Annotated in this window: 19 protein-coding genes; 9 read left to right on the top strand and 10 right to left on the bottom strand. The window is 70.9% G+C overall.

What is annotated here, in order from left to right:
• Positions 1-51 precede the first annotated feature (51 nt).
• Complete coding sequence (locus AC5L38_RS32460; RefSeq protein ID WP_495246623.1) at positions 52-843, top strand: TetR/AcrR family transcriptional regulator; 792 nt, start codon at positions 52-54, stop codon at positions 841-843.
• A 5-nt stretch (positions 844-848) separates the two neighbouring features.
• On the opposite strand, the gene AC5L38_RS32455 is transcribed toward AC5L38_RS32460, so the two are convergent.
• Positions 849-1,334 (bottom strand): hypothetical protein, encoded by a 486-nt coding sequence (locus AC5L38_RS32455; RefSeq protein ID WP_495246622.1) that lies wholly within the window; start codon positions 1,332-1,334, stop codon positions 849-851.
• A gap of 154 nt (positions 1,335-1,488) precedes the next feature.
• On the opposite strand from AC5L38_RS32455, the gene AC5L38_RS32450 reads away from it, so the two are divergent.
• Positions 1,489-1,680: a DUF6203 family protein gene (locus tag AC5L38_RS32450; protein ID WP_495246621.1), complete on the top strand. Its 192-nt coding sequence runs from the start codon at positions 1,489-1,491 to the stop codon at positions 1,678-1,680.
• Positions 1,681-1,777: 97 nt separating this feature from the next.
• Here AC5L38_RS32450 and AC5L38_RS32445 read toward each other — a convergent pair whose 3' ends face one another.
• Both AC5L38_RS32445 and AC5L38_RS32440 read right to left on the bottom strand, forming a co-directional pair.
• The gene (locus AC5L38_RS32445; RefSeq protein WP_495246620.1) at positions 1,778-2,401 is read right to left on the bottom strand and encodes a hypothetical protein; all 624 of its coding nucleotides are present in this window, start codon (positions 2,399-2,401) and stop codon (positions 1,778-1,780) included.
• Between the two features lie 56 nt (positions 2,402-2,457).
• On the bottom strand, positions 2,458-3,114 hold the full coding sequence (locus tag AC5L38_RS32440) for a TetR/AcrR family transcriptional regulator (RefSeq protein WP_495246672.1): 657 nt from the start codon (positions 3,112-3,114) through the stop codon (positions 2,458-2,460).
• A gap of 141 nt (positions 3,115-3,255) precedes the next feature.
• Between AC5L38_RS32440 and AC5L38_RS32435 the strand changes: the two genes are divergently transcribed.
• From AC5L38_RS32435 to AC5L38_RS32415, 5 genes are all read left to right on the top strand, one after another.
• Positions 3,256-4,464, top strand: coding sequence for an oxygenase MpaB family protein (locus tag AC5L38_RS32435; RefSeq protein ID WP_495246619.1), 1,209 nt, complete (start codon positions 3,256-3,258; stop codon positions 4,462-4,464).
• 14 nt (positions 4,465-4,478) lie between these two features.
• Complete coding sequence (locus tag AC5L38_RS32430) at positions 4,479-5,690, top strand: oxygenase MpaB family protein (RefSeq protein WP_495246618.1); 1,212 nt, start codon at positions 4,479-4,481, stop codon at positions 5,688-5,690.
• Positions 5,690-7,960 (top strand): molybdopterin cofactor-binding domain-containing protein, encoded by a 2,271-nt coding sequence (locus tag AC5L38_RS32425; protein ID WP_495246617.1) that lies wholly within the window; start codon positions 5,690-5,692, stop codon positions 7,958-7,960. The genes AC5L38_RS32430 and AC5L38_RS32425 overlap by 1 nt, the downstream gene beginning before the upstream one ends.
• Positions 7,961-8,437 (top strand): (2Fe-2S)-binding protein, encoded by a 477-nt coding sequence (locus AC5L38_RS32420; RefSeq protein WP_495246616.1) that lies wholly within the window; start codon positions 7,961-7,963, stop codon positions 8,435-8,437. It begins immediately after the preceding gene.
• A gap of 472 nt (positions 8,438-8,909) precedes the next feature.
• Entirely contained in the window at positions 8,910-13,376 is a 4,467-nt protein-coding gene (locus tag AC5L38_RS32415; RefSeq protein WP_495246615.1) for a ThuA domain-containing protein, read from the top strand.
• Positions 13,377-13,589: 213 nt separating this feature from the next.
• On the opposite strand, the gene AC5L38_RS32410 is transcribed toward AC5L38_RS32415, so the two are convergent.
• Entirely contained in the window at positions 13,590-14,357 is a 768-nt protein-coding gene (locus tag AC5L38_RS32410) for a HalD/BesD family halogenase (protein WP_495246614.1), read from the bottom strand.
• A gap of 174 nt (positions 14,358-14,531) precedes the next feature.
• Here AC5L38_RS32410 and AC5L38_RS32405 point away from each other — a divergent pair, with 174 nt between their 5' ends.
• Complete coding sequence (locus AC5L38_RS32405) at positions 14,532-16,469, top strand: B12-binding domain-containing radical SAM protein (RefSeq protein ID WP_495246613.1); 1,938 nt, start codon at positions 14,532-14,534, stop codon at positions 16,467-16,469.
• 148 nt (positions 16,470-16,617) lie between these two features.
• Here the strand turns inward: AC5L38_RS32405 and AC5L38_RS32400 are convergent, their stop codons facing one another.
• From AC5L38_RS32400 to AC5L38_RS32390, 3 genes are read right to left on the bottom strand one after another with little or no spacing between them, the layout of a single operon-like run.
• Positions 16,618-19,902, bottom strand: coding sequence for a non-ribosomal peptide synthetase (locus AC5L38_RS32400; protein WP_495246612.1), 3,285 nt, complete (start codon positions 19,900-19,902; stop codon positions 16,618-16,620).
• 12 nt (positions 19,903-19,914) lie between these two features.
• Positions 19,915-21,147 (bottom strand): cytochrome P450, encoded by a 1,233-nt coding sequence (locus AC5L38_RS32395; protein ID WP_495246611.1) that lies wholly within the window; start codon positions 21,145-21,147, stop codon positions 19,915-19,917.
• Positions 21,144-21,902, bottom strand: coding sequence for an FkbM family methyltransferase (locus AC5L38_RS32390; protein ID WP_329080186.1), 759 nt, complete (start codon positions 21,900-21,902; stop codon positions 21,144-21,146). The genes AC5L38_RS32395 and AC5L38_RS32390 overlap by 4 nt, the downstream gene beginning before the upstream one ends.
• A 121-nt stretch (positions 21,903-22,023) precedes the next feature.
• On the opposite strand from AC5L38_RS32390, the gene AC5L38_RS32385 reads away from it, so the two are divergent.
• Positions 22,024-23,382: an MFS transporter gene (locus AC5L38_RS32385; RefSeq protein ID WP_495246610.1), complete on the top strand. Its 1,359-nt coding sequence runs from the start codon at positions 22,024-22,026 to the stop codon at positions 23,380-23,382.
• Between the two features lie 21 nt (positions 23,383-23,403).
• Here the strand turns inward: AC5L38_RS32385 and AC5L38_RS32380 are convergent, their stop codons facing one another.
• The 3 genes from AC5L38_RS32380 to AC5L38_RS32370 are packed head-to-tail and all read right to left on the bottom strand — an operon-like array spanning position 23,404 to position 26,620.
• Positions 23,404-24,159, bottom strand: coding sequence for a thioesterase II family protein (locus AC5L38_RS32380; RefSeq protein ID WP_495246609.1), 756 nt, complete (start codon positions 24,157-24,159; stop codon positions 23,404-23,406).
• The gene (locus tag AC5L38_RS32375) at positions 24,156-25,895 is read right to left on the bottom strand and encodes a non-ribosomal peptide synthetase (protein WP_495246608.1); all 1,740 of its coding nucleotides are present in this window, start codon (positions 25,893-25,895) and stop codon (positions 24,156-24,158) included. The genes AC5L38_RS32380 and AC5L38_RS32375 overlap by 4 nt, the downstream gene beginning before the upstream one ends.
• Before the next feature lie 14 nt (positions 25,896-25,909).
• Positions 25,910-26,620, bottom strand: coding sequence for an LmbU family transcriptional regulator (locus tag AC5L38_RS32370; RefSeq protein ID WP_495246607.1), 711 nt, complete (start codon positions 26,618-26,620; stop codon positions 25,910-25,912).
• Between the last annotated feature and the right edge of the window lie 6 nt (positions 26,621-26,626).

The following is a 26,626-nucleotide window of genomic DNA, read 5'->3' as shown; positions in this document are numbered from 1 at the left end:
GCTGTAAAGAGTTGGCCCGGTAAAGTTAGTTTATGCCGTAAGGAGTTGCAAGTGGTCGTCTTCGCCGGACAGGGCGACGCGCGCCGTTCGATGGCGTTGCTGTGGCGCACCACGAGGTCGAAGGACACGCGTCCCGGGCCCAAGCCCGGACTGAGCGTGGACCTGATCGTGGACGCGGCCATCGCCGTCGCCGACGCGGAGGGGATGGCCGCGCTCTCCATGCGCGCGGTGGGCGAGCGGCTCGGGCGCACGGCCATGGCCCTCTACACCTACGTCCCGAGCAAGAGCGAGCTGGTCGACCTGATGTACGACCGGGCCCTCGCCGAGCTGTCCACCCGCCACGACCTGACCGGCGGCTGGCGGGCCGCGGTGACCTCCTGGGCCCGGGAGGCGTGGGAGTTCTACGTACGGCACCCGTGGGTTCTGCAGGTGTCGCAGGCGCGCCCCGTGCTGGGCCCCAACGAGTACGTCATGATCGAGGAGGCGCTGCGGATCCTCCGCGAGACCGGGCTGAAGGCCGGGGAGCTGCGCTACGTCGTCGGGACGCTGTTCTACTTCGTGCGCGGGGCGGCGCAGACGGTCGCGGAGTCACGGCAGGCCCCGGCGGAGACCGGGATGTCGGACGAGGAGTGGTGGTACGCCCGCTCGGCCCTGCTGACGGAGGTCGCGCCCGACTTCGCCGAGCGGTTCCCGACGACGGCCTGGCTCGCCGGCGAGGGCGCCTACGACTCCCGGGACGAGAGCCTCCCCTACATGGAGCAGGAGGGCCGAGACACCTTCGCCGCCGGGCTCGCCATCCTCCTGGACGGGATCGAGGCGACGGTGAGCAGGGCCGGCGCCTGAGGCGTTCACGACATCCGGCGTCTCCAGAGCACGCGCCCTATCAGGTAGCCGGGGCCGAGCAGGACGAGGAGGGCGGACGTGCCGAGGAGCAGCGGGCCGAGGGCGTCGAAGTGGCCCGGCCTGTGCACCTTGAGCTCGTGACCCGCGTCCAGGGCCGGCACCCGGTCCCCCGCGGACAGCTCCGGCGTCTCGTAGCCGTAGATCCAGACCTCCCGCGAGCCCGGCGGGCCGCCGCCGGGAAGGTGGTCGCCGGGAGGGTGGTCGCCGGGAAGGTAGGAGCCCCACCAGCGGCAGGGGCCGCGGCCCTGGCACCTCGTCTCCTCGGCGGTGAAGACGCCCATGGTGCCCTCGCGTTTGGCGGCGCGTATCTCCAGCAGGGCGCCGTCGAAGGTCGTCACTCCGAGGAGCGTAGCCAGCAGCAGCGCCGGCGGCAGCAGGACCACGATCAGGATCACCAGGCAGCCCGCGCCGCAGCCGTTCCGCTCCTCCATGCCGCAGGCTCCCGTCCGTGCCGGTGGTGAAAGCCCCTGGTTCGAGAACGGGCGGGAGGGGCCCCGGGTTCCGCTCCGCGGGGCGCCGGCCGTCTGGCCGGTGGGCGTCTCGGGGGCCGGGCCTAATCGGGCCGCCTCGGGGCAGGAACACCTCATGAAAAAGTTCTTCAAGATCGTGGTGGGACGCTGGCTGGCCCGTACCCCGTGGGGGATGGCGATCCTGGGCGTGGGCTGGTTCCTGGGGCGGCGGCGCAGGCAGCGTGAGCAGGAGCAGGCCGGGCGCGCCGGCGGGCGAGGGTACGTGACGCGGGGGAGCGGACGCCCGCCCCGCTCCGGCCGGCGCTGAACCCCGCCCTCCCAGGAGGGGCGGCGCCGCTCGTGCCGGAGCCCTCGGAGGAGGTCAACCGCCCTCTCACGGAAGAGGCGAGGGGGCGGCCGGGGCGTCAGCGGAGCTCGTCCGCGATCCGCGCGCGGATCTCGTCCGGCAGTCCCTCGTAGGCGGCCAGCCGCGTCAGGGCGGCGCGGCTCTCGGGGACGGCTCCGGTGTGGCGCAGTGCCCACACCGCCTTCTCGACGGCCATCCCCCGCCGCGCGTACAGCTCCGCGAGGTCCATGAGCCAGGGCGTGAGCGCCTTCTCGTCATCGACCATCAGGCCGCACCAGCTCAGGGTCTGCCCGGCGATCCAGGCGGTGATCCGCCGGGTCCAGATCTCCTCGAAGTCCGTGGTGTCGACGCCGCGGCGGGCGCACTCGGCCCTGGCGGCGGCCATGCGCCCGGCCGTGACGTGCCGGGCGTAGGGCATGTGCCCGCGCAGAACGGCCCGGACCCCGGTCCACTCGGGATGCCCGCCGTCCTCACCGTCCCCGCTCTCCCAGACGACCGGCTCCTCCGGCGGCTCGGGCGAGGCGAGCGCGGCCCGGGGCAGGCACGCTTCGAGCACGGCCCGCGCGTAGGCCAGGCTCTCCTCGTCCTCCTCCGTCTCCGGTGGCCAGACGAAGCCCGAGCCCCAGGAGAACGGGTAGGCCCGGACCACGTCCGGCAGCAGCGGCGTCTCCTCCGAGATCATGTGACTCCCCTGGTAGTGCACGGTCGCGAGTCGCGGAGAGCCGGCCGGCGTCGCGGTCAGTCCGGAGGGCGAGGTGGTTCGAGCATGGGGACGAGGAACTGCCGGGCCACCGCGGCCAGTCGCTCGTCGTCGTCGAGGTCGACGACCTGGCTGGGGATCGTCAGGAAGGACGTGGAGATCCGGACCATCAGCTCGGCCACGAGGTCGGCGTCCAGGTCGCCGGAGACGTGCCCCGCGTGCTGCTCGCGGCGGAGCTGGCCGGCGACGAACCGGCGTACGGTGGCGAGGGTCCGCCCGTCATCGGTGATCATGGCGGGTACGAGCAGGTCGGGTTCGGCGGCGATCAGGCCGCCGATGAGCGGGTTGCCGCGGATGGCGCGCAGCGAGCTCACGAAGCCCAGGACGACGCGGTCGGCGGCCGTGCCCGCCTGCTCGATGTCGACGAGGAACCGGTCGAAGTAGCGGCGGAACTCGCGCCGCACCACGTGTTCGACCAGCACGTCCTTGGTGGCGAAGCGCCGGTAGACGGTGATCCGCGAGACCTGGGCCCGCCGGGCGACGTCCTCCATGGTGGAGCGGCGGACGCCCATCCGGCAGAACTGCTCGTAGGCGGCGTCCAGGATGCGCGCGCGGGTCTCGTCCTGGTCGCCGACCCGCGCGACGGCGTCACCGTAGGCACGCTCCAGCAACGACGTCGAGTCCGACGGGGTCATGAGTGCGGACAGCGCTGATTCCACGACCACCTCCTGCGAATGATTGTGCCCCAGTCTTGTGACCCCCCTCACACTGTGCTTTCATCGTGGTGATACGGGGATGCGCCACATGTTTCATTGTATCAGCAGAGGGAGGACGGCATGGACAACCCCAGCAGGCGCAAGGTGCTCATGGCGGGAGGGGCGCTGGGCGCCTTCGGCGCGCTGAGCGTCGCCACCCCCGCCTGGACGTGGTCGGCCAAGGGTTCGGTGGCGGGCACCGGCCTCGGCACCGACCCGCGATGGGTCTGGGACGAGGAGGCCGACCCGCTGGTCGCCTCACTGCTCGACCGGGGCGACGTGCCCAGGGTCAACGAGCTGTTACGCACCTGGACGAAGAACGGCCAGCCGTTACCGGCCGGCCTCCCCGCGGACCTGCGCGACTTCATGGAACAGGCCCGCCGGCTGCCCGCCTGGGCCGACCACGGCAAGCTCGCCACCGCGTTCAGGTTCAACGAGAAGCGGGGGCTCTACCTCGGAGTGCTGTACGGCCTGGCCAGCGGCATGATGAGCACCGTCATCCCCAAGGAGGCGCGCGCGGTCTACCACTCCCAGGGCGGCGCGGACATGAAGGACCGCATCTCCAAGACCGCCAAGCTGGGCTACGACATCGGCACCCGCAACGCCTATGCGCCCGACGGCGAGATGATCGTGACCTGCGTCAAGACCCGGCTCGTCCACGCGGCCGTGCGGCACCTGCTGCCGCGGTCGCCGCACTGGTCGCAGGTGGCCGAGGAGGAGATCCCGATCAGCCAGCGGGACATGATGGTCACCTGGCACAGTCTGCCCACGACCGTCATGCAGAAGCTGGTCGAGTGGAGGGTGCCGATCCCCGCGGCCGAGTCGGAGGCGTTCCTGCACTCGTGGCAGCTGGGCGCGCACATGCTCGGCATCAAGGACGAGTACATCCCCGCGTCCTGGGCCGAGGCCAACGCCCAGGCCGAGCAGGTGCTGGACCCGGTGCTGGCACCGACCCCGGAGGGCATCGCCCTGGCCGACATCCTCCTCAAGCTGGGCACCCCGGTCGACGCCGGCATCCTCAGCAAGCCCATCCTCGGCTCGTTCACGCGCTTCATGCTCGGCGACCAGATCGCCGGCTGGCTGCGGATTCCCCGGGAGCCGGTCTGGGACCCGCTGCTGCGGGTGTCGTGGAGGCCCTTCGTCGCCGTCCGCGAGGGACTGCTGCCCTTCCCGCTGGCGCCGCAGTCGTACTGGCTGTTCGACGAGTTCCTGCGCAAGGCGGCCCTGCTCTTCCTGTCCGAGGCGCGGCCGATCAGCATCGAGATCCCCGACACCAACCGCCCGTCCTGAGAGGGGTTCCGCGCATGGCGGAGTTGAGCAGACGCAAGATGTTGATCTCGGGCGGGACGCTCGGGGCCCTGGGAGCGCTCGGAATGTCCTCCCCGGCGCACGCCACGCCCTGGACCTGGGCGCCGAGGGGCTCGGTCGCCGGTTACGGCGCCGGCGCCGACCCGAGGTGGGTGTGGGACGAGGAGGCCGACCCGCTGGTCGCCTCGCTGATCGACCGCGGGGCCGTACCCGAGGTCAACCGGCTCCTGTGGGACTGGACGAGAAACGACCAGCCCTTGCCGGCCGGGCTCCCCGCGGACCTGCGCGACTTCATGGAACAGGCCCGTCAGCTGCCCTCCTGGGCCGACCGCGGGAAGCTGGAGACGGCGGCCCGGTTCAACAAGTCCAGGGGCATCTACCTCAACCTGCTCAACGGCCTGGGCGGCGGCATGCTGAGCACCGCGATCCCCAAGGAGGCCCGCGCCGTCTACTACTCCAAGGGCGGCGCGGACATGGAGGACCGCGTCGCCAAGACCAGCATCCTGGGATTCGCCGTCGGAGCCTTGAACGCCTACCGGCCCGACGGCGCGTGTATCGTCGAGGCGGTGAAGACCCGGCTGGTACACGCCGCCGTGCGGCACCTGCTGCAGCAGTCTCCGCACTGGAGTGGCGGCGTCCCGATCAGTCAAGAGGACATGCTGGTCACCTGGCACACCCTGCCGACGTACGCCATGCGCAGGATGCGCGAGTGGAGGGTCCGGATCCCGGCCGCCGACGCCGAGGCCTACCTGCACGTGTGGCAGGTGACCGCGCACATGCTCGGCATCGACGACGAGTACATCCCCGCCACCTGGGACGCGGCCGACGCCCAGTCGGACCAGATCCTGCCGCGCAACATGGGGCCGACCCCCGAGGGCGTGATTCTCACCGACATCTTGCTGGGCCAGCTGGCCGAGCAGACCAGCCCCGCCGGCGTGAGCAGGCCCCTGGTCAACGCGTTCGCCCGCTACCTGGTCGGCGACCAGGTGGCCGACTGGGACGACATCGGGCGCGAGCCGGTGTGGGGCCCGCTGGTCTCCACCGCCTGGCCGACCCTGGTGAGATTCCGCGAGGGTCTCGTCCCGCTCCCGCTGGTGCCCGAGACCGCCTGGCTCATCGACGAGGCCGCGCGCAGATACATCATGTTCTATCTCACCAAGGGCAAGGAGACCAAGATCGAGATTCCGACGACCAATCGTCCCGGCTGATGGCGGGCATCGGACGGCGGCGGTTCCTGGGGTACGTGATGGCGGCCCCGACCCTGGTGGCCGCCGCCGAACTCGGACCGGCGCCGGCCGCGGAGGCCGGACAGCCGAGCGCCGGGGCCGGGCAGCTGCTCGACCTCAACGACCTGATGACCGCGGCGGCGCTGCCGACCTCCGGCCTGATCAGGGTCGAGGTCAACCCGGACGGCACCGTCTCGTTCGCCCTGCCGCGGGCCGAGGTGGGGCAGGGCATCACCACCTCGACGGCCATGCTGATCGCCGAGGAGCTGTCCCTGCCCCTCGACCGGATCCGCGTCACGCTGGCCGACGCCCGGCCCGAGCTGGTGTTCAACCAGCTCACCGGCGGATCGAACACGACGTTCGCGACCTACACCCCGATCCGGGTCGCCGCCGCCGTCGCCCGGCTCCGCCTGCTGGCGGCCGCCGCCACCGAGCTCGGCGTCCCGGCCGGGGACCTGACACTCAAGGACGGCCGGATCTCGGGCATCGACATCGGCGACCTCGCCGCGAAGGCCGCCTCGGCGCGGACCCGCCAGGTGTCGGTGGAGCTCACGCCGCGCCGGGACTTCACCGTCATCGGCAGGCCGCACAACCGGATCGACGCGCTGGACGCGGTGACCGGGCGCAAGAGGTTCACGATGGACCTCGACGTCCCGGACGCCAAGCCGACGATGGTGTGCCGCCCGCCCACCGTCAACGGCAAGGTCGGCCCGGTGGCCAACCTCGCCGAGGTCCGTGCCATGCCGGGCGTCACCGACGTGGTGGTGATCTCCACGGGGGTGGCGGTGCGCGCCGAGACGTTCGGCCAGTGCGTCGACGCCGTCCGCGCACTGCGGGTCTCCTGGCGGCCCGGCACCGCGGAGGGCAAGTCCGACGAGAGCGTGCTCCAGGCCCTGCGGGCCGCGGAGCTCCCGCTCGGGCTCAGGCCGCCGACCCCGGTCGTGGAGGCCGCGTTCACCTTCCACTTCCGCGGCAACAGCGCGCTCGAACCCAACTGTGCGATCGCCGACGTACGGCCCGGCCGCGCCGAGATCTGGTCGTCGCTGAAGTCGCCGATCGTCGCCCAGCAGTCCATCGCCGCCAGGCTCGGCCTGCCTGTGGGCAAGGTCACCGTGCACGTCACCGAGGGCGGCGGATCCTTCGGGCGCAAGCTGTTCTTCGACGCCGCGCTGGAGGCCGCCGAGGTCTCCCAGAAGGTCGGCAAGCCCGTCAGGCTCATGTGGCACCGCGCCGACGACTCCCGCCAGGGCCGCACCCACCCGATGGCCACCTCGCGGGTGCGCGCCTCCTACCTGGGCAGCACCGTGCTGAGCTACCAGCAGCGGCACACCAGCGTCGCCACCGACCTCGGCCACGGGCTCGGCGAGATCATCACCGCCCTGGCCGCCCGGCTGCCCGTGGGCGACATCGGCTTCTCCCAGACGTTCTTCCACCTCAGCACGTCCATGCCGTACGACTTCGGCCTGCACGGCCAGCTGCTCAACGAGACCGACAGGAGCTTCAACACCGGCAGCATGCGCAACGTCTACTCGCCCGACGTCACCTGCGCCAGGGAGCTCATCACCGACCAGCTCGCCTCCCGCACGGGCCAGGACCCCTACCGGTTCCGCCACCGGGTCCTGCGCGACGAGCGCTCGCGGGCCGTGCTGGCCAAGGTGGCCGAGGCAGGCGCCTGGGGCCGCCCGATGCCCGCGGGGTGCGCGCAGGGCATCGCCTTCCACGGCGAGTACAAGTCCGTCAGCGCCGCCCTGGTGGAGATCGACTGCCGCCCGGAGACCGTGAACCGCCCCGTCCGCGACGGCGTCACCGGGCCCCGCGTCACCAAGGTGGTGTTCGCCGTGGACGTCGGCCTCGCCGTCAACCCGCGCGGCCTGGAGGCGCAGATGATGGGCGGGATCATGGACGGCATCGCGCTGGCGCTCACCTCGAGCCTGCACCTGCGCGACGGCCACTTCCTGGAGGCGAGCTGGGACAACTACTTCTACACCCGGCAGTGGAACACCCCCCTGGAGCTGGAGATCATCGTCATGCCCGGCACCTCCGACCAGCCGGGCGGCGCCGGCGAGCTGGGGGTGGCCGCCTCGATGGCGGCGGTCGCCTGCGCGTACGGCAGGGCGACCGGCACGATGCCCACCACCTTCCCGATCAACCACGGGACGCTCTCCTTCACCCCCAAGCCGACCGTTCCCCCCATCCCGCAATCCCCGACCGACGGTCTTTCCGGTCTTTCCGGTCTTCCCGAGGAGAGCTGAGTGCCCGAGTACACCTTCCGCGTCAACGGCGAGCAGGTCACCGTCGACGTCCCCGGTGACGTGCGCCTGCTGTGGGTGCTGCGCGACATCCTCGGCGTCACCGGCCCCAAGTACGGCTGCGGCATCAACGTCTGCAAGGCCTGCACCAGCCACATCAACGGCAGGGCCGTCAACCCCTGCGCGATCCCCGTCGAGGACCTCCGGCCGACCGACGAGGTCACCACCATCGAGGGGCTCGCGGCGACCTCCGGCCAGGACCTGCACCCCATGCAGCAGGCGTGGCTCGACCACGACGTCGCCCAGTGCGGCTACTGCCAGCCCGGCCAGATCATGGCCGCCGTGGCGCTGGTCCGCCGCGTCGCCGCCGAGGGCCGCGAGATCACCGACGCCGACCTCGACGAGCTGCGCAACATCTGCCGCTGCGGGACCTACTTCCGCATCCGCGAGGCCATCAGGAGCGGCGCCGAGCGCATGTGAGGCCGGCCTTCGGGGAGGTCCGTGAGCCTTCGACCGAGCTGTCGAGCCAGTCCGACGACGATGCCCTCGGAGCCGATGGCCGCCTCGTGCCGCGCCGGCTCGCCGACGAGTTCGGCTGCGGCGCGGCCGGCTTCCGGGAGAGGGAACGACGTTTTCGATCCTCGGTGAACAGGTCCGGAGCGATCCTCGCAGAGACGGGGAACGTACTCGCACGAACACCACCGAACCGGCGAAGGCGAACCGGAAGGGCGCCGCGACACCGATGCCGATCAGGCAGCGGGCCCGCTCGACCTCTAAGTCGATTTTATGCTTAGTGTGACATTTGTGGGCTTTTCGTCTGGTTAGTTATGCATTTAGCGGCGGGACTTTCATTGACAGTCGGCATAAGTCCGATCTAGCGTCGCGAAACATATACGACATACGTCCCGTTCCGTGCCGGGACGTGTGTCAGCGACCGAAGGGAAACCCCGCCATGCCCCCCAGGCGGAGATCGACCCACCCCCGCCGGAGGATCGCGCAGTTCTGCGCGATGCTCCTGGCCTTCACCGGAGCGACCGTGCTCACCGCGCCCGTGCCCGCGCAGGCGGTCGCCGCGATCGACCCGGCCGACTACCAGCGGGTGGAACTGGCCAAGGGCGCCGCCGAGATGGGCGAGCCCATGACCATGGCCGTACTGCCCGACCGGTCGGTGCTGCACACCGCGCGCGACGGCAACCTGCGCCGTACCAGCGCGACCGGGACGACGACCGTCGTCGGCACGCTGCCCGTCTACACCCACGACGAGGAGGGCCTGCAGGGCGTCGCCGCCGACCCCGGGTTCGCCACGAACAGGACGATCTACCTGTACTACGCGCCGAAGCTGAACACCCCCACCGGTGACGCCCCGGCCACCGGCACCGACTGGTCGGCGTGGCAGGGCGTCAACCGGCTCTCGCGCTTCACCGTCAACGCCGACTGGACGCTCGACACCGCGAGCGAGCGCACGGTGCTCGAGGTGGCGGCCGACCGTGGCATGTGCTGCCACGTCGGCGGCGACATGGACTTCGACGCGGCGGGCAACCTCTACCTGTCCACCGGCGACGACACCAACCCCTTCGACTCGGCCGGGTACTCACCCATCGACGAGCGGACCAACCGCAACCCCGTCTACGACGCCCAGCGCACCTCCGGCAACACCAACGACCTGCGCGGCAAGATCCTGCGCGTCAAGGTGAACCCGGCCACCGGCGCCTACACCGTCCCCTCGGGCAACCTGTTCGCGCCCGGCACGGCGGGCACCCGTCCCGAGATCTACGCGATGGGCTTTCGCAACCCGTTCCGGATGAGCGTCGACAAGGCCACCGGCGTCGTCTACGTCGGCGACTACGGCCCCGACGCGGGCAGCGGCGACGCCGCGCGCGGGCCCAGCGGCCAGGTCGAGTTCAACCGGGTGACCGGGCCGGGCAACTACGGCTGGCCGTACTGCACCGGGACCAACACCCTGGCCGAGACCTACGGCGAGTACACCTTCCCCTCGGGCCCGGCGGCGGCGAAGTACGACTGCGCCGCGGGCGGCGCGACCAACAACTCCTTCCGCAACACCGGCCTGGCGAAGCTGCCGCCCGCCAAGCCCGCCTGGATCAGGTACGGCGGCGACGCCGGCACCCCGACCGAGTTCGGCGGCGGCTCCGAGTCGCCCATGGGCGGCCCCGTCTACCGCTACGACGCCGCGCTGAACTCGGCCGTCAAGTTCCCCCAGGAGCTCAACGGCCACTTCTTCGCCGGTGAGTTCGGCCGCAGGTGGGTCAAGGCGATCGAGGTGGGCACCGACGGCTCACGCGGCGCCATCGCGAACTTCCCGTGGACCGGAACCCAGGTCATGGACCTCGCCTTCGGCCCCGACGGCGCGCTCTACGTGCTCGACTACGGCTCCGGCTACTTCGGCGGCGACGCCAACTCCGCGCTCTACCGCTTCGAGTACATCAAGGGCGTGAACCGCGCGCCCGTCGCCGCGGCCAAGGCCGACAAGACCTCGGGCAGGAGCCCGCTCACCGTCACCTTCTCCTCGGCCGGCTCCGCCGACCCCGACGGGCAGGCCATCACCTACGCGTGGAACTTCGGCGACGGGACCACCTCCACCGCCGCCAACCCCGTCAAGACGTACACGACCAACGGCAACCACACCGCCACGCTCACCGTGCGTGACCCCGACGGCGCCACCGGCACCGCGAGCGTGCCCATCACGGTCGGCAACACCGCGCCTGCGGTCACCATCGAGAGGCCGCGCCAGGGCCAGCTGTTCCAGTGGGGCGACACCGTGCCGTTCACCGTCAAGGTGACCGACCCCGAGGACGGCACCGTCGACTGCTCGAAGGTCAAGATGACCTACGTGCTGGGCCACGACAGCCACGGCCACCAGATCACCTCCAAGAACGGCTGCTCGGGCGACCTGGCCATCCCGGTCGACGGCGAGCACGACGACGCGGCCAACATCTTCGCGGTCTTCGACGCCGAGTACACCGACCTGGGCGGCCTCACCACCCACACCCAGCACATCCTGCAGCCCAGGAAGCGCCAGGCCGAGCACTACGCGACCATGTCCGGCGTCTCGCTCATCACCAAGACGGCCGCGCACGGCGGCAGGACCGTGGGCGACGTCCACAACGGCGACTCGATCACCTTCAAGGGGTACGAGCTGGCCGGGACCACGAAGATCGACGCGCGGGTCTCCTCGGCGGGGGTCGGCGGCTCCATCCAGGTCCGCGCGGGCTCGGCGACCGGCACCCTGCTCGGCACGGTGGCCGTGGCGCCGACCGGCGGCTGGGAGACCTTCGTGGACGTCTCCGCCCCGCTGGCCGGAGCACCGGCCGGGCCGACCGACCTCACCCTGGTCTTCACCGGCCCCGCGGGCGCGCTGTTCGACCTGGACGACTTCACCCTCACCGGAGGGGGCACCACCGGACCGGTCACCGGAAGGATCACCAACCCCGCCGGCAGGTGCGTCGACGTCGCGGGCGGCCTGAGCACCGACGGCACCAACGTGCAGCTGTACGACTGCAACAACACCGCCGCGCAGAACTGGGCCAGGGAGGGCGCCACCCTGCGGGCGCTCGGCAAGTGCATGGACGTCGCGGGCGGCGTCGCCACCGACGGCACCCGGGTGCAGCTCTACACCTGCAACGGCACCGGCGCGCAGAACTGGACGGTGAACGGCTCCACCCTGCGGGCGCTCGGCAAGTGCCTCGACGGCGCCAACGCCGCGCAGCTCGTCATCAGGACCTGTAGCGGCGCCGCCTCGCAGAACTGGACGCTGCCCGGCGGGACGGGCGGCGGCGGGGAGAACCCCGACCCCGGGACGGGGACCGGGGACGTCCTCGTCTTCTCCCGCACCGCGGGCTTCAGGCACGACTCGATCCCCGCGGGCATCCAGGCCATCAGGGACCTGGGCTTCACCGTCGCCGCCACCGAGGACCCGGCGGCCTTCACCACGGCCAACCTGGCCAGGTACAAGGCGGTCGTCTTCCTCAACACCACCGGCGACGTGCTCGACGCCGGCCAGCAGGCCGCCTTCGAGGCCTACATCAGGGCGGGCGGCGGCTACGCCGGCATCCACGCGGCCTCCGACACCGAGTACGACTGGCCCTGGTACGGCAACCTGGTCGGCGCCTGGTTCGCCTCCCACCCCGCCGTCCAGCAGGCCACCGTCAAGGTGCAGGACCGGGCCCACCCCTCCACCGCCCACCTCGGCCCCACCTGGAGCCGTACCGACGAGTGGTACGACTTCCGCACCAACGCCCGCACCTCGGCCCGCGTGCTCGCCACCCTGGACGAGTCCACCTACTCGGGCGGCGGCATGGGCGCCGACCACCCCATCGCCTGGTGCAAGGCCTACGACGGGGGACGCTCCTTCTACACCGGCGGCGGGCACACGGCCGCCGCCTTCGCCGAGCCCGCGTTCCGCCAGCACCTGCTGGGCGGCATCAACTACGCCACCGGCAGGTCCAAGGCCGACTGCCGCGCGGAGAGCGGATACACGCCGATCTACGACGGTTCGGTCACCGGCTGGGAGCAGGCCGGGCCCGGGAGCTTCGCCAACGCCGACGCCACGCTGACCTCCCAGGGCGGCATGGGCCTGTTCTGGTACAAGGCGAAGGAGTACCGCTCCTACTCGCTGAAGCTGGACTGGAGGATGGCCGGGGACGACAACTCCGGCGTCTTCATCGGCTTCCCCGCCTCCACCGACCCCAACTCGGCGGTCGCCAACGGCTACGAGATCCAGATCGACGCCACCGACACCGCCGACAAGACCACCGGCTCGGTCTACGGCTTCAAGTCCGCCGACGTGGCGGCCAGGGACGCCGCGCTCAACCCGCCGGGGCAGTGGAACACCTACGAGCTGCTGGTCGAGGGGGAGAGGCTGCAGATCCTCCTCAACGGCGTGAAGATCAACGACTTCACCAACACCGACCCCGCCCGCTCGCTCCAGCAGGGGTACGTGGGCATCCAGAACCACGGCGCCGGGGACGACGTGTCCTTCCGCAACATCAGGATCAAGGAGCTCGGCGCGACCGGGGGTGACACGACCCTCCAGGCGGAGAGCTGGTCGGAGGCGAACGGCGTGCAGACCTACCCGCACGCCCCCGCGCACGGCGGCACCGTGCTCGGCTACGTCAACCCCGGCGACTGGGCCGCCTACGACGGGGTCAACCTGAGCGGCGTCACCTCTTTCCGGGCCAGGGTCGCCTCGCCCACCCCGAGCGGCGGCTTCCAGATCCGCACCGGCTCGCCCACCGGCCCGCTGCTCGGCAGCGTCACCGTGCCGGCGACCAGCGGCTGGGAGTCCTATACCGACGTCTCCACCCCGCTCACCGGGGTCCCCTCCGGCAGCGCCAGGCTCTACCTGGTGTTCACCGGCGCGGACTTCGACGTGGACGACTTCACCCTGGTCCGCACGCCGTAGGACGTCCGTCCGTACGCCGTGGGACACCCGCCCCTCCTCCCGCATCCTGCACGGGAGGAGGGGCGGGAACGACGAGACGGCCCGGTCGTCCGACCGGGCCGTCTCGTCGTATTCGTGTTCCCGTGTTCCCTGAACTCCCTGTTGTGCCGCGTGCCTCGCGTTCCCCGTGCCGCTCCGGATCTCCCAGGTGTTCCGGAACCGCCGGGGCCGGACTCAGCTGAACATGGCCTCCATGGTCTCGTGCGACTGCTCCTTCTTCGCGTCGGACTCGCTGCCCCAGCAGGTGTTGAGGATGATGCGGGTCCGGTCCTCGGAGAGCGGGACCGTGCGGTGCAGCGTCGTGTCGGAGCGCAGGAAGTAGATGTCGCCGGTCTCGTGGGCGTAGGTGCTGATCTGCTGCTTGATGAGGTGGTCGTGGACCCGGGGGTCCTCCTTCACCCAGTTGGTGTGGGGGACGCACTGGAGCATGCCGCCGTACTCGCTGCTCGGCGCCTCCATGATCCAGATGAGGGTGAAGCTGAAGTCGCCCCAGTGCCAGCCGTGGGTGTCGCCCTGCTTCTCCTGGCGGATGATGACGTACTTCTCCTCGTCCCAGGGGCAGTTGACGACCGGCTCGTTGGCCAGCTGTCCGAGGAAGCCCTTGAGGGCGGTGGATTCGTAGAGCTCCGGGATCAGGGAGCTGTCCTGGGCGATGGACTGCTGGCTGACCGTGCTCATCTTCCTCGGGGAGTTGCTGGTCTCCTTGAGGTTGATGTCGATCCGGCGCGCGTGCAGGTCGAGCAGCCGGTTCACCTCGTCCGAGACGAGGTTCTTGACCTCTCCCGAGACCACGTCCCGCAGCTTGACGTAGCCGTTCCTGCGGAAATCGTGCGACAATTTGCGGATTTCCCAGGGGTCCTGAAAGTTCTTTTCGAGATGCTCGGCGATCCGGTCGTCGAGCGAGAGCGTCCCGAGGCCGGTCTCGTAGGTGGGAGTCGGCATGCGGTTTCTCCTCCGTGGTTATCGAGTCCGTGGTTATCGAGGTTTCCAGAACCGTAACACGCGAGTGGCGACCGCAAATGGCGCGCGTTGTTCGTCCCGTCCCCCTGTGAAAGCATGAGCGGATTCCATCCGATCGGCTTCAGTAATTACTCGGACTACGCAGGGACGAGCGTCATGAACACCAAAGTCACATTCGTCGAGCTGTCTGCATTCGAGGCCATCCTGCCCCTCGCCTCCGGTTACATGCAGGCCTACGCGCAGCACGATCCGGAAGTGGGACCGCGATGCGAGTTCGAGATCTACTCCGCCCCCGTGTCCGCCGACCGGGAGGAAGTGATCGAAGAACTCCTCGGCAAACGCAGCGACGTTTACGCCATCAGTTGTTACATCTGGAACATCGGGTTCGCGCGCGCCGTGCTGGACGCGCTGCACGAGGGGCTCCCGGAGGCCCAGTTCATCCTCGGCGGCCCGCAGGTCATGCTGCACGCCCACGAGTACGTCGCCCCCGAGCGGGAGAACGTCGTCGTCTGCAACGGCGAGGGCGAGAAGACCATGGTGCAGTACCTGCGCCAGATCCTCGGCGACGAACCCGACTTCGCAAACGTCCACGGGGTCAGCTTCTGGCGCTCGGGAGAGCTCGTCACCACCGAGGCCGCCGAGCGGGTGCGCGACCTCATGGAGGTGCCCTCGCCCTTCACCTCCGGCGTCTTCGAGGAGGGCAAGTACACCACCGCCATCCTGGAGACCAACCGCGGATGCCCGTTCAGCTGCGGTTTCTGCTTCTGGGGCGCGGCGACCAACGACAAGGTGCACAAGTTCGAGGACCAGCGGGTCCGCGACGACATCACCTGGATCAGCAAGAACAACTTCGTGTCGATCTTCATCGCCGACGCCAACTGGGGCATGGCCCCGCGCGACGTGGAGCTCACCCGCCACCTGGTGGAGTGCAGCGAGGAGAACGGCTACCCGGTGATGGTCTCGATGGCCGCGGCCAAGAACAAGCCCGACCGGATGGCCGAGATCACCGAGATCCTGGTGCGGGGCGGCCTGCTGACCAGCCAGCCCATCTCCCTGCAGTCGATGAGCTCCAGGACCCTGGAGCTGGTCGACCGCTCCAACATCAAGCCCGCGACCTACACCGAGCTGCAGAGGACGCTCAGGGAGAAGCGCATCAGTTCCTACATCGAGCTGATCTGGCCGCTTCCCGGAGAAACCCTGGACTCGTACAAGGAAGGGGTCGCGGAATTGTGCCGGCTGCGCGCGGACACTTTGATCGTCTATCCGCAGCTGCTTCTTCACAACACCTCGATCCACGCCAAGCGCGACCTTCTCGGAGTGCAGGTCGAACGCGTTCCCAGTGATGTCACCGAGGCCGATGTAGTGGTCGGCACCAACTGGGTCAGCCGCGAGGAGTGCGAGCGCGGCACATGGTTCTACTACGCGGTCCACTCGCTCTACAACCTGCGCGGCCTGTATTACCTCGCCAATTACCTGGACAGGTCGGGAACCAGGAGGTTCGAGGACTTCTTCACCGATGCGGCGACGTATTTCGAGAGCCGCACCGACACCGAGGTCGCGGCTTTCTTCCGCGATTCGGTGGAGAAACTCTGGAACTACGACTTCCACAATTTCGGGATGGTCGCGCACATCGTCCTGCATTCGCACCGCGAGGAGTTCGACGGGCTGCTCGTCGACTTCGCCCGCGGCCAGTCCTGGTGGGAGGACGCCGAGGCGCGGGCCGCGTTCGAGCTCGACCTGCTGGCCAGGCCCTACATCTACCTGGCCAAGCCGACGCCGCCCCGCTACGACTTCACCGAGCTGCGCGTCGAGTCGCGCCCGGGGGCGCGCGGGAGGACGACCTCGGTCGTGGACATGCCCGCCGACCTGGCCGCCCTGCTCATCGACCTCGACGTGACCGGCCTGGAGGCCGGCCAGGAGAGCCTCACCCGCCTGGAGCTCGACCACCCGCGCGGGCGCAAGCTGCCGTTCATGCCGGAGCGCAGCCTGGAGCACAACGCCTCCTACTGCCAGGGCATGGTGCTGCGGCTGCGGGAGTACCTCCCCACCTGGCGGCCGGAGTCCGAGGCCGCCGCGCTGCCCGGCCGGCGCTGAGCCGCCCGCCCACGGGACACACCGGGGGCACGCCGGGGCGCATGACGAGGGCCCGTGAGGATCATCCTCACGGGCCCTCGTCATGCGCGGCATCCCGCCCGGCGGGATGCCCGCCACCCCTGAGCAGGCGCTCAGGGGTGCCCGGGGCTCATACCTTCGCTCCCGCCTTGGCCTCGGCCTTGGCGAGGGCGGCGTCCACCGCCTCGGCGAAGTCGGCGAGCACCGGGTTCTCGAACAGCACCCGGATCGGCACGTTCACCGAGAACCTCTCCCGCACCTGGGTGATCACCTGCGCGGCCACCAGGGAGTGCCCGCCGATCTCCAGGAAGTCGTCCTCGCGGGCGATCCGCTTGAGCTTCAGCACCTCTGCCCAGATCCCGGCGATCGTCTGCTCCGTCGGGGTCTGCGGCGCGTCGAAGTCGCCGTCGCCGCCGTCACCGCCGCCCTCCAGGCCGGGCTCGGGCAGCGCCTGGCGGTCCACCTTGCCCGAGGAGGTCAGCGGCAGCGCGTCCAGCGTCACGTACGAGGAGGGCAGCATGTACGCGGGCAGCGAGCCCTGCAGGAAGCGGTGCAGCTCGCCGGTGAGGCCGCTGCGGTCGGCGATGATCCTGGAGGCGTCGTCCAGCACGACGTAGGCGACGAGCCGGTCGTCGCGCACCACGACCGCCGCCTCGCGCACCCCCGGGTAGCGGGTGATCGCGGCCTCGATCTCGGCGGGCTCCACCCGGAAACCGCGGATCTTCACCTGGTGGTCCACCCGGCCCACGTACTGCAGCCGGCCGTCCGGCAGGTAGCGGACCAGGTCGCCGGTCCGGTACAGCCGCGCGCCGGGAGGGCCGTACGGGTCGGGCATGAACGACTGCGCGGTCAGGGCGGGCTTGCCCCGGTAGCCGTGGGCCAGGCCGGTGCCGCCGACGTACAGCTCGCCGGGCACGCCCGCGGGCAGCGGGTTGAGCCAGCGGTCCATCACGTAGGTCCTGAAGTTGGCCAGCGGCCGGCCGATCGGCGGCGCGTACGCGGCGGCGGGATCGCAGGCGCCCATCGTGGCGCACACGGTCGTCTCCGTCGGCCCGTAGGCGTTGACGAACACGCGGCCGGGGCCCCAGGTCCGCACCAGCCCGGTCGGGCACTGCTCGCCCGCGACGACCATGAGCCTGACCGTGTCCAGCTCGTCGCCCCTGAGCGTGCTGAGGAACGTCGGCGGGAACGTGGCCGCGGTCACCCCCTGGTCGCGGATGGCCTTCGCCGTCTCCTGCGGGGTCATGGCCGACGGGTCCAGCACGCACAGCGCCGACCCGTTCAGCAGCGCCATCGTGATCTCCCAGATCGACGCGTCGAAGCTGAGCGAGGCGAACAGCGCCACCCGGTCGTCGGGCGCCAGGCAGAACTCCCGCGACAGGGTGGCGGCGAGGTTGCCGACACCGCGGTGCGGCACCTCCACGCCCTTGGGGCGCCCGGTCGAGCCCGAGGTGTAGATGAGGTACGCGGGGGCGTCGGGCGCGGGCGTCACGCCGGGGCTCGTGCCCGGCTCCTCCGCCTCGATCGTGCGCCACTCGGCGTCCAGCTCGATCGTGCGCACCCGGTCGTCGCGCACCCGGCCGGTGTGCTCGGCCCCGGTGAGGACGAGGCGGGCCCCGCTGTCGTCGAGGACGTAACCCAGCCGGTCGGGCGGCAGCGCCGGATCCAGCGGCAGGTAGACCCCGCCGGACTTGACGATGCCGATGAAGGCGACGAGCGCCTCGGCCGAGCGGCCGGTCATCGAGCCGACGACGTGGCCGGGCCGCACCCCCTCGCGGATCAGCCGGTGGGCCACCCGGTTGGCGCGCTCGTCCAGCTCCCGGTAGGTCAGCCGCCGTTCGCCGGCCAGCACCGCGAGCGCGTCCGGGGCGGCGGCGGCACGCGCCTCGAACAGGGCGCCGACACCGGCCTCCTCGTCGAAGGGGGTCTCGGTGCGGTTCCACTCCTCGACCACCAGCCGCAGCTGCTCGGCGTCCAGCAGGGACAGGGAGGAGATGGGCCGCGAGGGGTCGCCTACGGCCTCGGACAGCAGGGTGACGTACTGCTCGGCCCTGGTCCGAGCGCCCGGCTCGTCGAACAGGTCGAGCCCGTAGCGCATCTCCCCGTCGAGCGAGCCCGGCACCAGGACCAGAGCCAGGTCGGAGGCGAGCGGGAAGCGGCCGGCGGCCAGCTCCGAGGTCCGCACGCCCGGCAGCCGCAGCGCGCTCCAGGCCGGGACCGTCTGGTCGAACTCCGCCTGGTAGAGCGGCTGCACGCCGCTGGAGGCGTCCAGCTCCAGTGCCTCGGCCAGCCGGTGCGCCGGGTAGGAGCCGTGGGCGGCCGCCCCGTCCAGCGCGTCGCGCACCTGGGCGACGACGTCGGCGAAGGAGGGGTCGCCCTCGCAGCCGATCCGGATCGGGAACGCCGGAGCGCGCCCCCCGGCCGGCACGGGCACGCCGACCACGACCTCGTCCTGGTCCGACCAGCGGCACAGCGCGACCGCCCACGCGGCCAGCGTGACGGCCCCGGTGTCGACGCCGGGCTCCCTCGCGGTCTCGTCCCGGCCCGACCAGCGGGACAGCGCCACCGCCCGCACCTGCCGGGCGGCGGTCCCGGCCTCGCGCGCGACGGCCTCGACCCGCGCGGTCGTCTCCGGCGGCACGGTGAAGGTCACCCGGGCACCCGTGAAGCCGGGTACGGCGGGACGGCCCCGGTCGGCGGGCAGGTCCAGGGCGGGGGGCGTGCCGTCGAGCCGGTCACGCCAGTAGGCGAGATCGTCGGTGTCGTCGGTGTCGCCGGTGCCCCCGCCGGTGGCGTGGCCGTTGGGGGCGTGGACCCGGCCGTCGGAGGCGTGGTCGTCGTGGGCCCGGCCGTCGCGAGCGTGGCCGTTGGAGGTCGCGGGGGAGTGGCGGCCGTTCGGGGAGCCGTTCGGGGAGGTGGCCGAGGTGGCGCCCGTCGCGTCCTCGTACGCCCGGGAGATCTCCTCCGCGAGGCCCGCCAGGACGCGCTCGTCGGCCACGATCCGGTGCGCCGTCACGATGAGCGCGTGGTCGTCGTCGGCCATCCGCGCCAGGGCGACCCGGACCGGAGGGCCGGCGTCGAGGTCGAGACCCCGGTTGGCCTGCTCGGAGACGAGCCGTGCCAGCGCCTCCTCGCGGCGGCCCGCGTCGTGCCTGCTCAGCTCCACCGGCGAGGGGACGGTGACGGGCCGGGGCCCGCCACCCTCGGCTCCAGGGCCGCCGGGCGGCGCCGGCCGCAGGTCCTCGCGCGCCTCCAGCACGTGTTCCAGCGCGGCGGTCAGGGCCTTCTCGTCCAGGGGGCCGCGCAGCCGCGCCGCGAGCGTGACCTGGTCGGTGTGGTCACCGGAGGTTCTCGCCCGGTAGGACCTCCACCCGCTCTCCTGTATCGGCGACAGCGGAGTATTACTGTCCGGCATGGGGTGCTCCAATCAGTGCCCGGCGTGGTCGAGTTCGAGGTGGACGGGGACGCGGTCGACGCCCCACATGAGGTTCGAGCGCAGCCGCTTGACCGGCCCGGTGAGCTCCATGCGGGCCACCCGGCCGGTCAGCTCCTCCAGCAGCACGCGCAGCTCGAACCTGGCCAGCGCCGCGCCGATGCACAGGTGCTTGCCGAGGCCGAACGTGAGATGCCGGTTGGGGGTGCGCCCGACGTCGAAGCGGCGCGCGTCGGGGAAGGCGTCCTCGTCGCGGTTGACGGCCGGGTGCCACACGCTGACCCGCTCACCGGCCCGGATGGTCTGGTCCCCGATCCTCGTGTCGCGCAGCGCGGTGCGCATGACGTTGAGGCTGGGGGCGGTCCAGCGCAGCACCTCCTCCACGGCGGTCGGGATGAGCGAGGGGTCCTCGCGCAGCCGCCGCCACTCGTCGGGGTTCTCCACCAGGGCGATGACGGCCCCCGCCGAGGCGTGCCGGGTCGTCTCGTTGCCGCCGGTGATGAGGCCGTTGATGTTGAGCAGGATCTCCTCGTCGGTGAGGGGCGTCCCGTCGATCCGGCCGCGGATCAGCACGCTGATCACGTCGTCGCCCAGGTCGTCGCGCCGCTCGGCCAGCAGGTCGGCGTAGTAGGCGAAGATGTTGGCGTTCGCCTCGGCCTTCTCGGCGTCGGAGATGACGTCGTCGGAGCTGGCGGAGCCGAACGCGGTGCGCGTCCACTGGATCATCAGGTCCCAGTCGGCGCGGGGCACGCCCAGCAGCTCGCAGATGACCGAGAGCGGGAGCCTGCCCGCCACCGTGTCGACGAAGTCGAACGAGTCCTTCCGGGCGTTCTCCTCCAGCATCCCGCCGACCGTCTCGCGCATCGCGCCCTCCAGGCGGCGTACCACCCGGGGGGTGAGCGCGGGGTTCATCACGTCGCGCAGCCGGCTGTGGCGGCCGTCGGTGACGATGAGCATCTTGCCCGCGGCGGCCCTGGCGGCGGACTCGGTCTGCCCGACCTGCATGCCCCGCTCGGAGGTGAAATTCGTCTTGTCGAGATAGACGGCGACGCCGTCCGCGTATTTGGTGAAAGCCCAGAAGCTCGGCCCGTCGGACCTCTTGTTCCAGAACATCGGCTGATGCTCCTGCAGGTAATGCAGGACGCCCAGGCCGGAGTCGGGGGCCGTGTAGATGTCCGGATCCGCGAGATCCAGCTCGTTGAGATTCACGGTCGTGTCCACTGTCATGGGGAATTCCTCCGTGCGTACACGTCGAAGATGTCCGTGTCCTTCAGCAGGGGGTCCTGGCCGATGTCGACCTGGAATCCACGACCGGTGAGGTCGTCGCGCACGGACGCGAGCCTGCCGTCGATGTCGTGGACCTGCATGACGATTTGGTCGACCGCCTCCCAGTCGCCGGGAGCGATTCCGTCCAGCACATCGCATTCGGCTTTCTCGACGTTGATTTTCAGCAGTCCTATGCGGTCCACGCCCTCGGTGGCCATCACCTCGGAGATCGTCCGCACCTGGCACTCCTGCTTCTCCGTGACGTGCCTGCCCTCGGCCATGTCGGTCACGTCCTCGGGGGCGAAACCGCTGTTGGCCAGGAAAGTCCTCGTCACCTCGGCGTCGTGGTCGACGTCGGTGTACATCCCCGACATCGCGGTGGTCTCCGGGTAGACGGTGAGAACCGCCGTCCCCGGGGTACGGGAGAGCGCGCAGTCGAACGCCTTGGCGTTCAGGCCGTGGGCGGACAGGTTCGCGCACAGCGCGTCGTAAAGCGGCCTGGCGGGCTCGAAGGCGAGAATTCGCGTGCCCGGACATTCCCAATGAAACGCCAGGGCGGCGATTCCGATGTTGGCCCCCACGTCGAAGACCGTCATTCCCGGTTCAAGGCGCACATCATGTCTGAAGTAGCTTCTGTCGCCCACGATACTGCGATACTGCAGGCTGGTCTCGGCGGGATTGAGCTGGAATACCACATGACCGTCGGGGAGTGTCATCTGGCGTACTCGCTGATTTTTTTCCAGTGTGCCTCTCGTATGATTTCGCATATCGTCACCCTTAACAAAAACCTTATTCCAGTCAACCAGAGGTGAAACCCGACAAGGACGGAATGATCTTATGGACACTCAGAGAGCGGAAGTCAGGGCGCCGGAGGAAAAGCCGCCCTCTCTCTGGCGAAACCCCGACTTCAACCGGCTCTGGACCGGCCAGTCGATCTCGGTCCTCGGCTCCGAGCTGACCACCCTGGCGCTCCCGCTGACCGCGATCCTCATGCTGCAGGCCAGCTCCCTGGAGGTCGGCCTGCTCAACACCATGCGCACGATCGCCGCGCTCCTGCTGACGCTGATCGCCGGGGTGCTCATCGACCGCTACCGCCGCAGGCCGCTGATGGTCGGCGCCGACCTCGGGCGTGCCGCGGTCGTGGCACTCATCCCCATCGCGGCCTTCGTCGGTTTCATGGACATGTGGGTGCTCTACGTGGTCGCGGTGGTGGTCGGCGGCCTCTCGGTGGTCTTCGAGATCGCCTACGCCGCCTACATGCCGACCCTGCTGAGCGAGGAGCAGCTCGTCGCCGGCAACAGCCGGATGGCGGCGACCGAGTCGGTGGGCGCCATCGCGGGCTCCAGCGCCGGAGGCGTGCTCATCGACCTGTTCCGGCCGGCGTACGTGATGCTGGGAGACGCGATCTCCTTCCTCGTCTCCGCCTTCGCCCTGTCGCGCATCCGCCACGTCGAGCCGCCCGTCGAGCGCCAGAGCGCCCAGGGCCGGGGTGCGGTCGCGGCGATGCTCCACGACATCAAGCACGGCCTGAAGGTCACCTACCGCAACGACTACGCCCGGCCGCTGATCCTCAACTCCGCCGGGGCGAACTTCGGGTCGATGATGATCCTGACCCTGTTCATCCTGTACGCGGCCAGGGAACTCGGCATGTCGGGCACCTGGATCGGCTTCATCTACGCCGTCGGCAGCATCGGCGGTGTCGTCGGCGCCGTCTTCGCGAGCAAGCTGTTCGAGAAGGTCGGCTACGGGCGCGGCATCATGACCGCCCTGATCGCCTTCCGGGTGCTGTGCTTCACGCCGTTCGTGGCCGGCCCGCAGTGGCTGCAGATCACCCTGTTCTCGGTGATCTGGTTCGTCACGGTGTTCGGCGTGGTGGCCGGCAACATCGGCCAGCTCACCCTCTTCCAGTACGTCATCCCCAACCACCTGCGGGGCCGGGTCATCGGCGCGAGCCGCGCGGTCTACCTCGGCATCCTGCCGCTGGCCGCGATGCTGGCCGGGGTGCTGGGCGAGCTGATCGGCATCAAGCCCGCCATCTACGCCGGTGCCGCGTTCCTGCTGCCCTGGATCATCCTGCTGTTCCTGTCGCCGGTGCCGAACCTGCGCAGGCTGGAGGACGCCGAGCTCCTGCGGGACGACCCGGAGCCCGCCGAGGCCGGCGGACCCGGCGGGCGCGAGGACGGCAAGAACGCCTGAGGACATCCGAGACCGACCGGCTCAGCCGGGGACGCGCGCGGACATGCTCCGCGAGATCTCGTCCAGCAGGGCGGCGGGCGCCTGGAGGTAGCTCCAGTGCCCGCCGTCCAGCACGGTGTGGCGGGCCTCGCCGTAGGCCTCCCAGCCGTCCATCTGCTCCGGGGGGATCTGCGTGTCGCCCGACCAGCCGATCGCGGTGATCGGGCACGGCAGCTCCACCGGGTCGGTCTTGTCGAAGCGGCCGTAGGCGGCCACGTCGGCGCGCATGACGTCCGCGGCCATGTCCACCAGCTCGGGCAGCGGCTCCGCGCCGCGCGCCCGCATGAGGTCCGACACCAGCGCGCCCACCTGCTCCTCGTCCAGCTTGAGGATGCTCGGCCACGAGGCCCGGTGCGGCGGCACCATCGACGAGGCGAACAGGTGGGCGGGCAGCGGCCCGCCGCGCTCCATGAGCAGCAGCGTCGCCTCGTAGCCGATGAAGACCGTGCCGCAGTGGCTGATGAAGCCGAACGGCCGGTCCAGGTAGGGCTCCAGACCCTCCAGCATCTCGGCGGCGACGGCCGCGTAGCTCTCGAACAACGGCTCGCGCAGCCGGTTCTCCCTGCCGGGCAGCTGCACGGGGCACAGCTCGATCCCGTCCACCTCGGCCGGCCACCCGTGGTACATCGACGCCCCGGAGCCCGGGTACGGCAGGCACCACAGCCTGGCCCGCGCCTCGGGGTCGGGGGTGCGCAGCAGCCACGTGGGGCGGCTCCTTCTCCGCTTCCTCTCGGTCATGTCGTCCTTCCTTCCGCCCTGATGTTCCGGATGAGGGTCTCGGGGGTCGGCGCCCGCAGGAAGTCGCGCAGCCGGATCCGCACGCCGTAGCGGCTCCCGATCCGGTCGACGAGTCGGGTGGCCGACAGGGAGTCGCCGCCGGAGCGGATGAAGTGGTCGCCCAGCGCGCCGCGCGCCCCGAGCTCCTGCTCCCACAGCTCCAGCACTCCCGAGGTCACGGGGTCGGCCCCCTCCTCGTGCCCGCCGTCGCCCTGGGGAGCGCCCCACGAGGGCACGGGCAGCGCGCGGCGGTCCACCTTGTTGCTGGAGTTGAGCGGCAGCCGCTCCATCGCGGTCCAGGCGGTCGGCACCATCGGGCCGGGCAGCCGGGCCGCGGCGAAGGCGCGCAGTTCCCCCATCTCGTACGTGACACCGTCTCCGGCGCCGGTCGCGGTGCCGGCGTAGACGACGTAGGCGCACAGCCTCAGGTCGCCGCCGGGGCCCGGCACGCCCGTCACCACGCACTCGCGCACCGCCGGGTGGCCGAGCAGCACGGCCTCCACCTCCGCCGGCTCCACCCGGTGACCGCGGATCTTGACCTGCTGGTCGACGCGGCCGTGGTGCTCCAGCCGCCCGTCCGGCCGCTCCCGTACGAGGTCGCCGGTCCGGTAGACGCGGCCGCCCCCGCCCGAGGGGTCGGGCAGGAAGCGTTCGGCGGTGCGGGCCGGTTCGCCCAGGTAGCCCCGGGCCAGCTCGGGCCCGGACACGAACAGCTCGCCGACCTCGCCCGCCGCGACCGGCTCCAGACCGGAGGTCAGGACGGGGACGCCGACGCCGGGCCAGGCGCGCCCGATCGGGGGACGGGCGCGCCTGGCGGTCTCGTCGGCCGTGACCGAGGTGCAGCGGTCCTCCAGAGGGACCAGGCAGCTCGTCACGCCGTTGGCCTCGGCGGAGCCGTACTCCACCGCGACCTCGAACGGCAGGCCGGGCGAGGGCCACACGCGCACCGCGTCGCTGCCGACCGTCATGAGCCGCAGCGCCGTCTCCCCGGGCCACGGCAGGCCGTACAGCAGCTCGGCGAGCGGCATGTTCACGTACGCGCGGGTGATCCCGGAGGCGACCATCCAGTCGCGCAGCTCCGGCGGCGAGCCCGCGGTCGCCGCGTCGGCGACGTGCACGCTCGCGCCGGAGCAGAGGTAGGGCCACAGCTCCACCACCGAGACCGACGAGGCCGGGGGAGCCAGCCAGCTGGAGCGGTCGCCGGGGGTGATGCGGTACGCCTCGGCGTGGGTGGCGACCCGGTGGGCGATCGCCCGGTGGGTCACCCCGACGAGCTTGGGCCGCCCCGTCGACCCGGAGGTGTGCACCGCGTACGCGAGCTGGTCCTCGTACACGGGGACGCCGGGCCCCTCAGCGGAGGGGGCGGCGTCGAGGGCGTCGATGGGGCCGTCGATCACCACGGGAGCGCCGTCGAGGACCGCGGCGACGCGGTCCTCGGGCCAGCCGGGGTCGAGCAGCACCGCCGCCCCGCCCGCCTTGCAGACGGCGAGCAGCGCGACGAGCAGGTCGGGGGAGCGGTCCAGCCGCAGGGGGACCAGGGTCTCGGGGCCGACGCCGCGTCGCAGGAGCGACCGGGCGAGGCCGTTGGCACGGGCGTCGAGGTCCCCATATGTGAACAGGACGGCCCCGGAGACCAGGGCCGTCCTGTCCGGCGCCTCGGACGCCTTCTTCTCGAACAGCGTGTGGACGGCGCCCACCTGTCCTCCGTTCCTCACCCGGCCTTGGCGTCGTGGATCCCGCGCGCGGGGACCTGGCCGGTGGCGACCTGGTTGAGGACGAGCCGCGCCCACTCCTCCACGCTGCGGTTCATCCGGCGGGCCGCGTCACGCCACGACTGCTCCTGGTCGACCGGTACGTCGATGTGGATGACGGCCTTCTCCTGGGCCGCGTCCTGTCCCGAGGCGGACAGGGCGGCGGTGCGGTGCGCCTTGATCTGGCTGCGGAGCCGGTTTCTGGACCAGCTGAAGCGCTCGGCGCGGTCGAGCCAGAGCACCTGCTCGTGCTCGGGGAGCGCGGCCACTTCGGCGTGGTGCTGAAGGCTGAGCTTATCCCGCCGGCGGGATACCGGGAATCGCCGCGCGACCCAGGCGTAATTGCGCAGGGTCTGGATATCGAGGGAGCTCTCCTCGACCGCTCTCTTGTAACGGTCGGTGTATTCGGTTTCGCCGTAGACCAGCCAGTCGCCGAGCCACCAGGCGGAGGAGTCGGCGATGAGGGAGATCTGGTGGCCGATCCGCCGCCAGGTGTCGAAGGGGAGGCTCGACGGGAGCTGGAGCCCGGTTCGCCGGGGCTTGGCGGACGCGTCCAGGGCCAGCTTGGAGCCCCTGGAAGGGGTGCGGCGCGGGGCCGGGACGGGGGGCTTCTCATCACAGGATGGCGGGGCTTGGCGATTCGCCTCTCGGTGGGGGGAGAGCACCTGCATGCGACT

The sequence above is a fragment of the Streptosporangium nanhuense genome (assembly GCF_059358815.1).
Note: the sequence above shows the minus strand (reverse complement) of the source record. Positions and strands in the feature narration are given on the sequence as shown.

What these genes read in the sequence shown, in the direction of transcription:
- AC5L38_RS32455 (WP_495246622.1), bottom strand. Translation starts at nt 1,334, where the DNA reads ATGGAGGAGCGGAACGGCTGCGGCGCGGGCTGCCTGGTGATCCTGATC.
- AC5L38_RS32450 (WP_495246621.1), top strand. Translation starts at nt 1,489, where the DNA reads ATGAAAAAGTTCTTCAAGATCGTGGTGGGACGCTGGCTGGCCCGTACC.
- AC5L38_RS32445 (WP_495246620.1), bottom strand. Translation starts at nt 2,401, where the DNA reads ATGATCTCGGAGGAGACGCCGCTGCTGCCGGACGTGGTCCGGGCCTAC.
- AC5L38_RS32440 (WP_495246672.1), bottom strand. Translation starts at nt 3,114, where the DNA reads ATGACCCCGTCGGACTCGACGTCGTTGCTGGAGCGTGCCTACGGTGAC.
- AC5L38_RS32435 (WP_495246619.1), top strand. Translation starts at nt 3,256, where the DNA reads ATGGACAACCCCAGCAGGCGCAAGGTGCTCATGGCGGGAGGGGCGCTG.
- AC5L38_RS32430 (WP_495246618.1), top strand. Translation starts at nt 4,479, where the DNA reads ATGGCGGAGTTGAGCAGACGCAAGATGTTGATCTCGGGCGGGACGCTC.
- AC5L38_RS32425 (WP_495246617.1), top strand. Translation starts at nt 5,690, where the DNA reads ATGGCGGGCATCGGACGGCGGCGGTTCCTGGGGTACGTGATGGCGGCC.
- AC5L38_RS32415 (WP_495246615.1), top strand. Translation starts at nt 8,910, where the DNA reads ATGCCCCCCAGGCGGAGATCGACCCACCCCCGCCGGAGGATCGCGCAG.
- AC5L38_RS32410 (WP_495246614.1), bottom strand. Translation starts at nt 14,357, where the DNA reads ATGCCGACTCCCACCTACGAGACCGGCCTCGGGACGCTCTCGCTCGAC.
- AC5L38_RS32405 (WP_495246613.1), top strand. Translation starts at nt 14,532, where the DNA reads ATGAACACCAAAGTCACATTCGTCGAGCTGTCTGCATTCGAGGCCATC.
- AC5L38_RS32400 (WP_495246612.1), bottom strand. Translation starts at nt 19,902, where the DNA reads ATGCCGGACAGTAATACTCCGCTGTCGCCGATACAGGAGAGCGGGTGG.
- AC5L38_RS32395 (WP_495246611.1), bottom strand. Translation starts at nt 21,147, where the DNA reads ATGACAGTGGACACGACCGTGAATCTCAACGAGCTGGATCTCGCGGAT.
- AC5L38_RS32390 (WP_329080186.1), bottom strand. Translation starts at nt 21,902, where the DNA reads ATGACACTCCCCGACGGTCATGTGGTATTCCAGCTCAATCCCGCCGAG.
- AC5L38_RS32385 (WP_495246610.1), top strand. Translation starts at nt 22,024, where the DNA reads ATGGACACTCAGAGAGCGGAAGTCAGGGCGCCGGAGGAAAAGCCGCCC.
- AC5L38_RS32380 (WP_495246609.1), bottom strand. Translation starts at nt 24,159, where the DNA reads ATGACCGAGAGGAAGCGGAGAAGGAGCCGCCCCACGTGGCTGCTGCGC.
- AC5L38_RS32370 (WP_495246607.1), bottom strand. Translation starts at nt 26,620, where the DNA reads ATGCAGGTGCTCTCCCCCCACCGAGAGGCGAATCGCCAAGCCCCGCCA.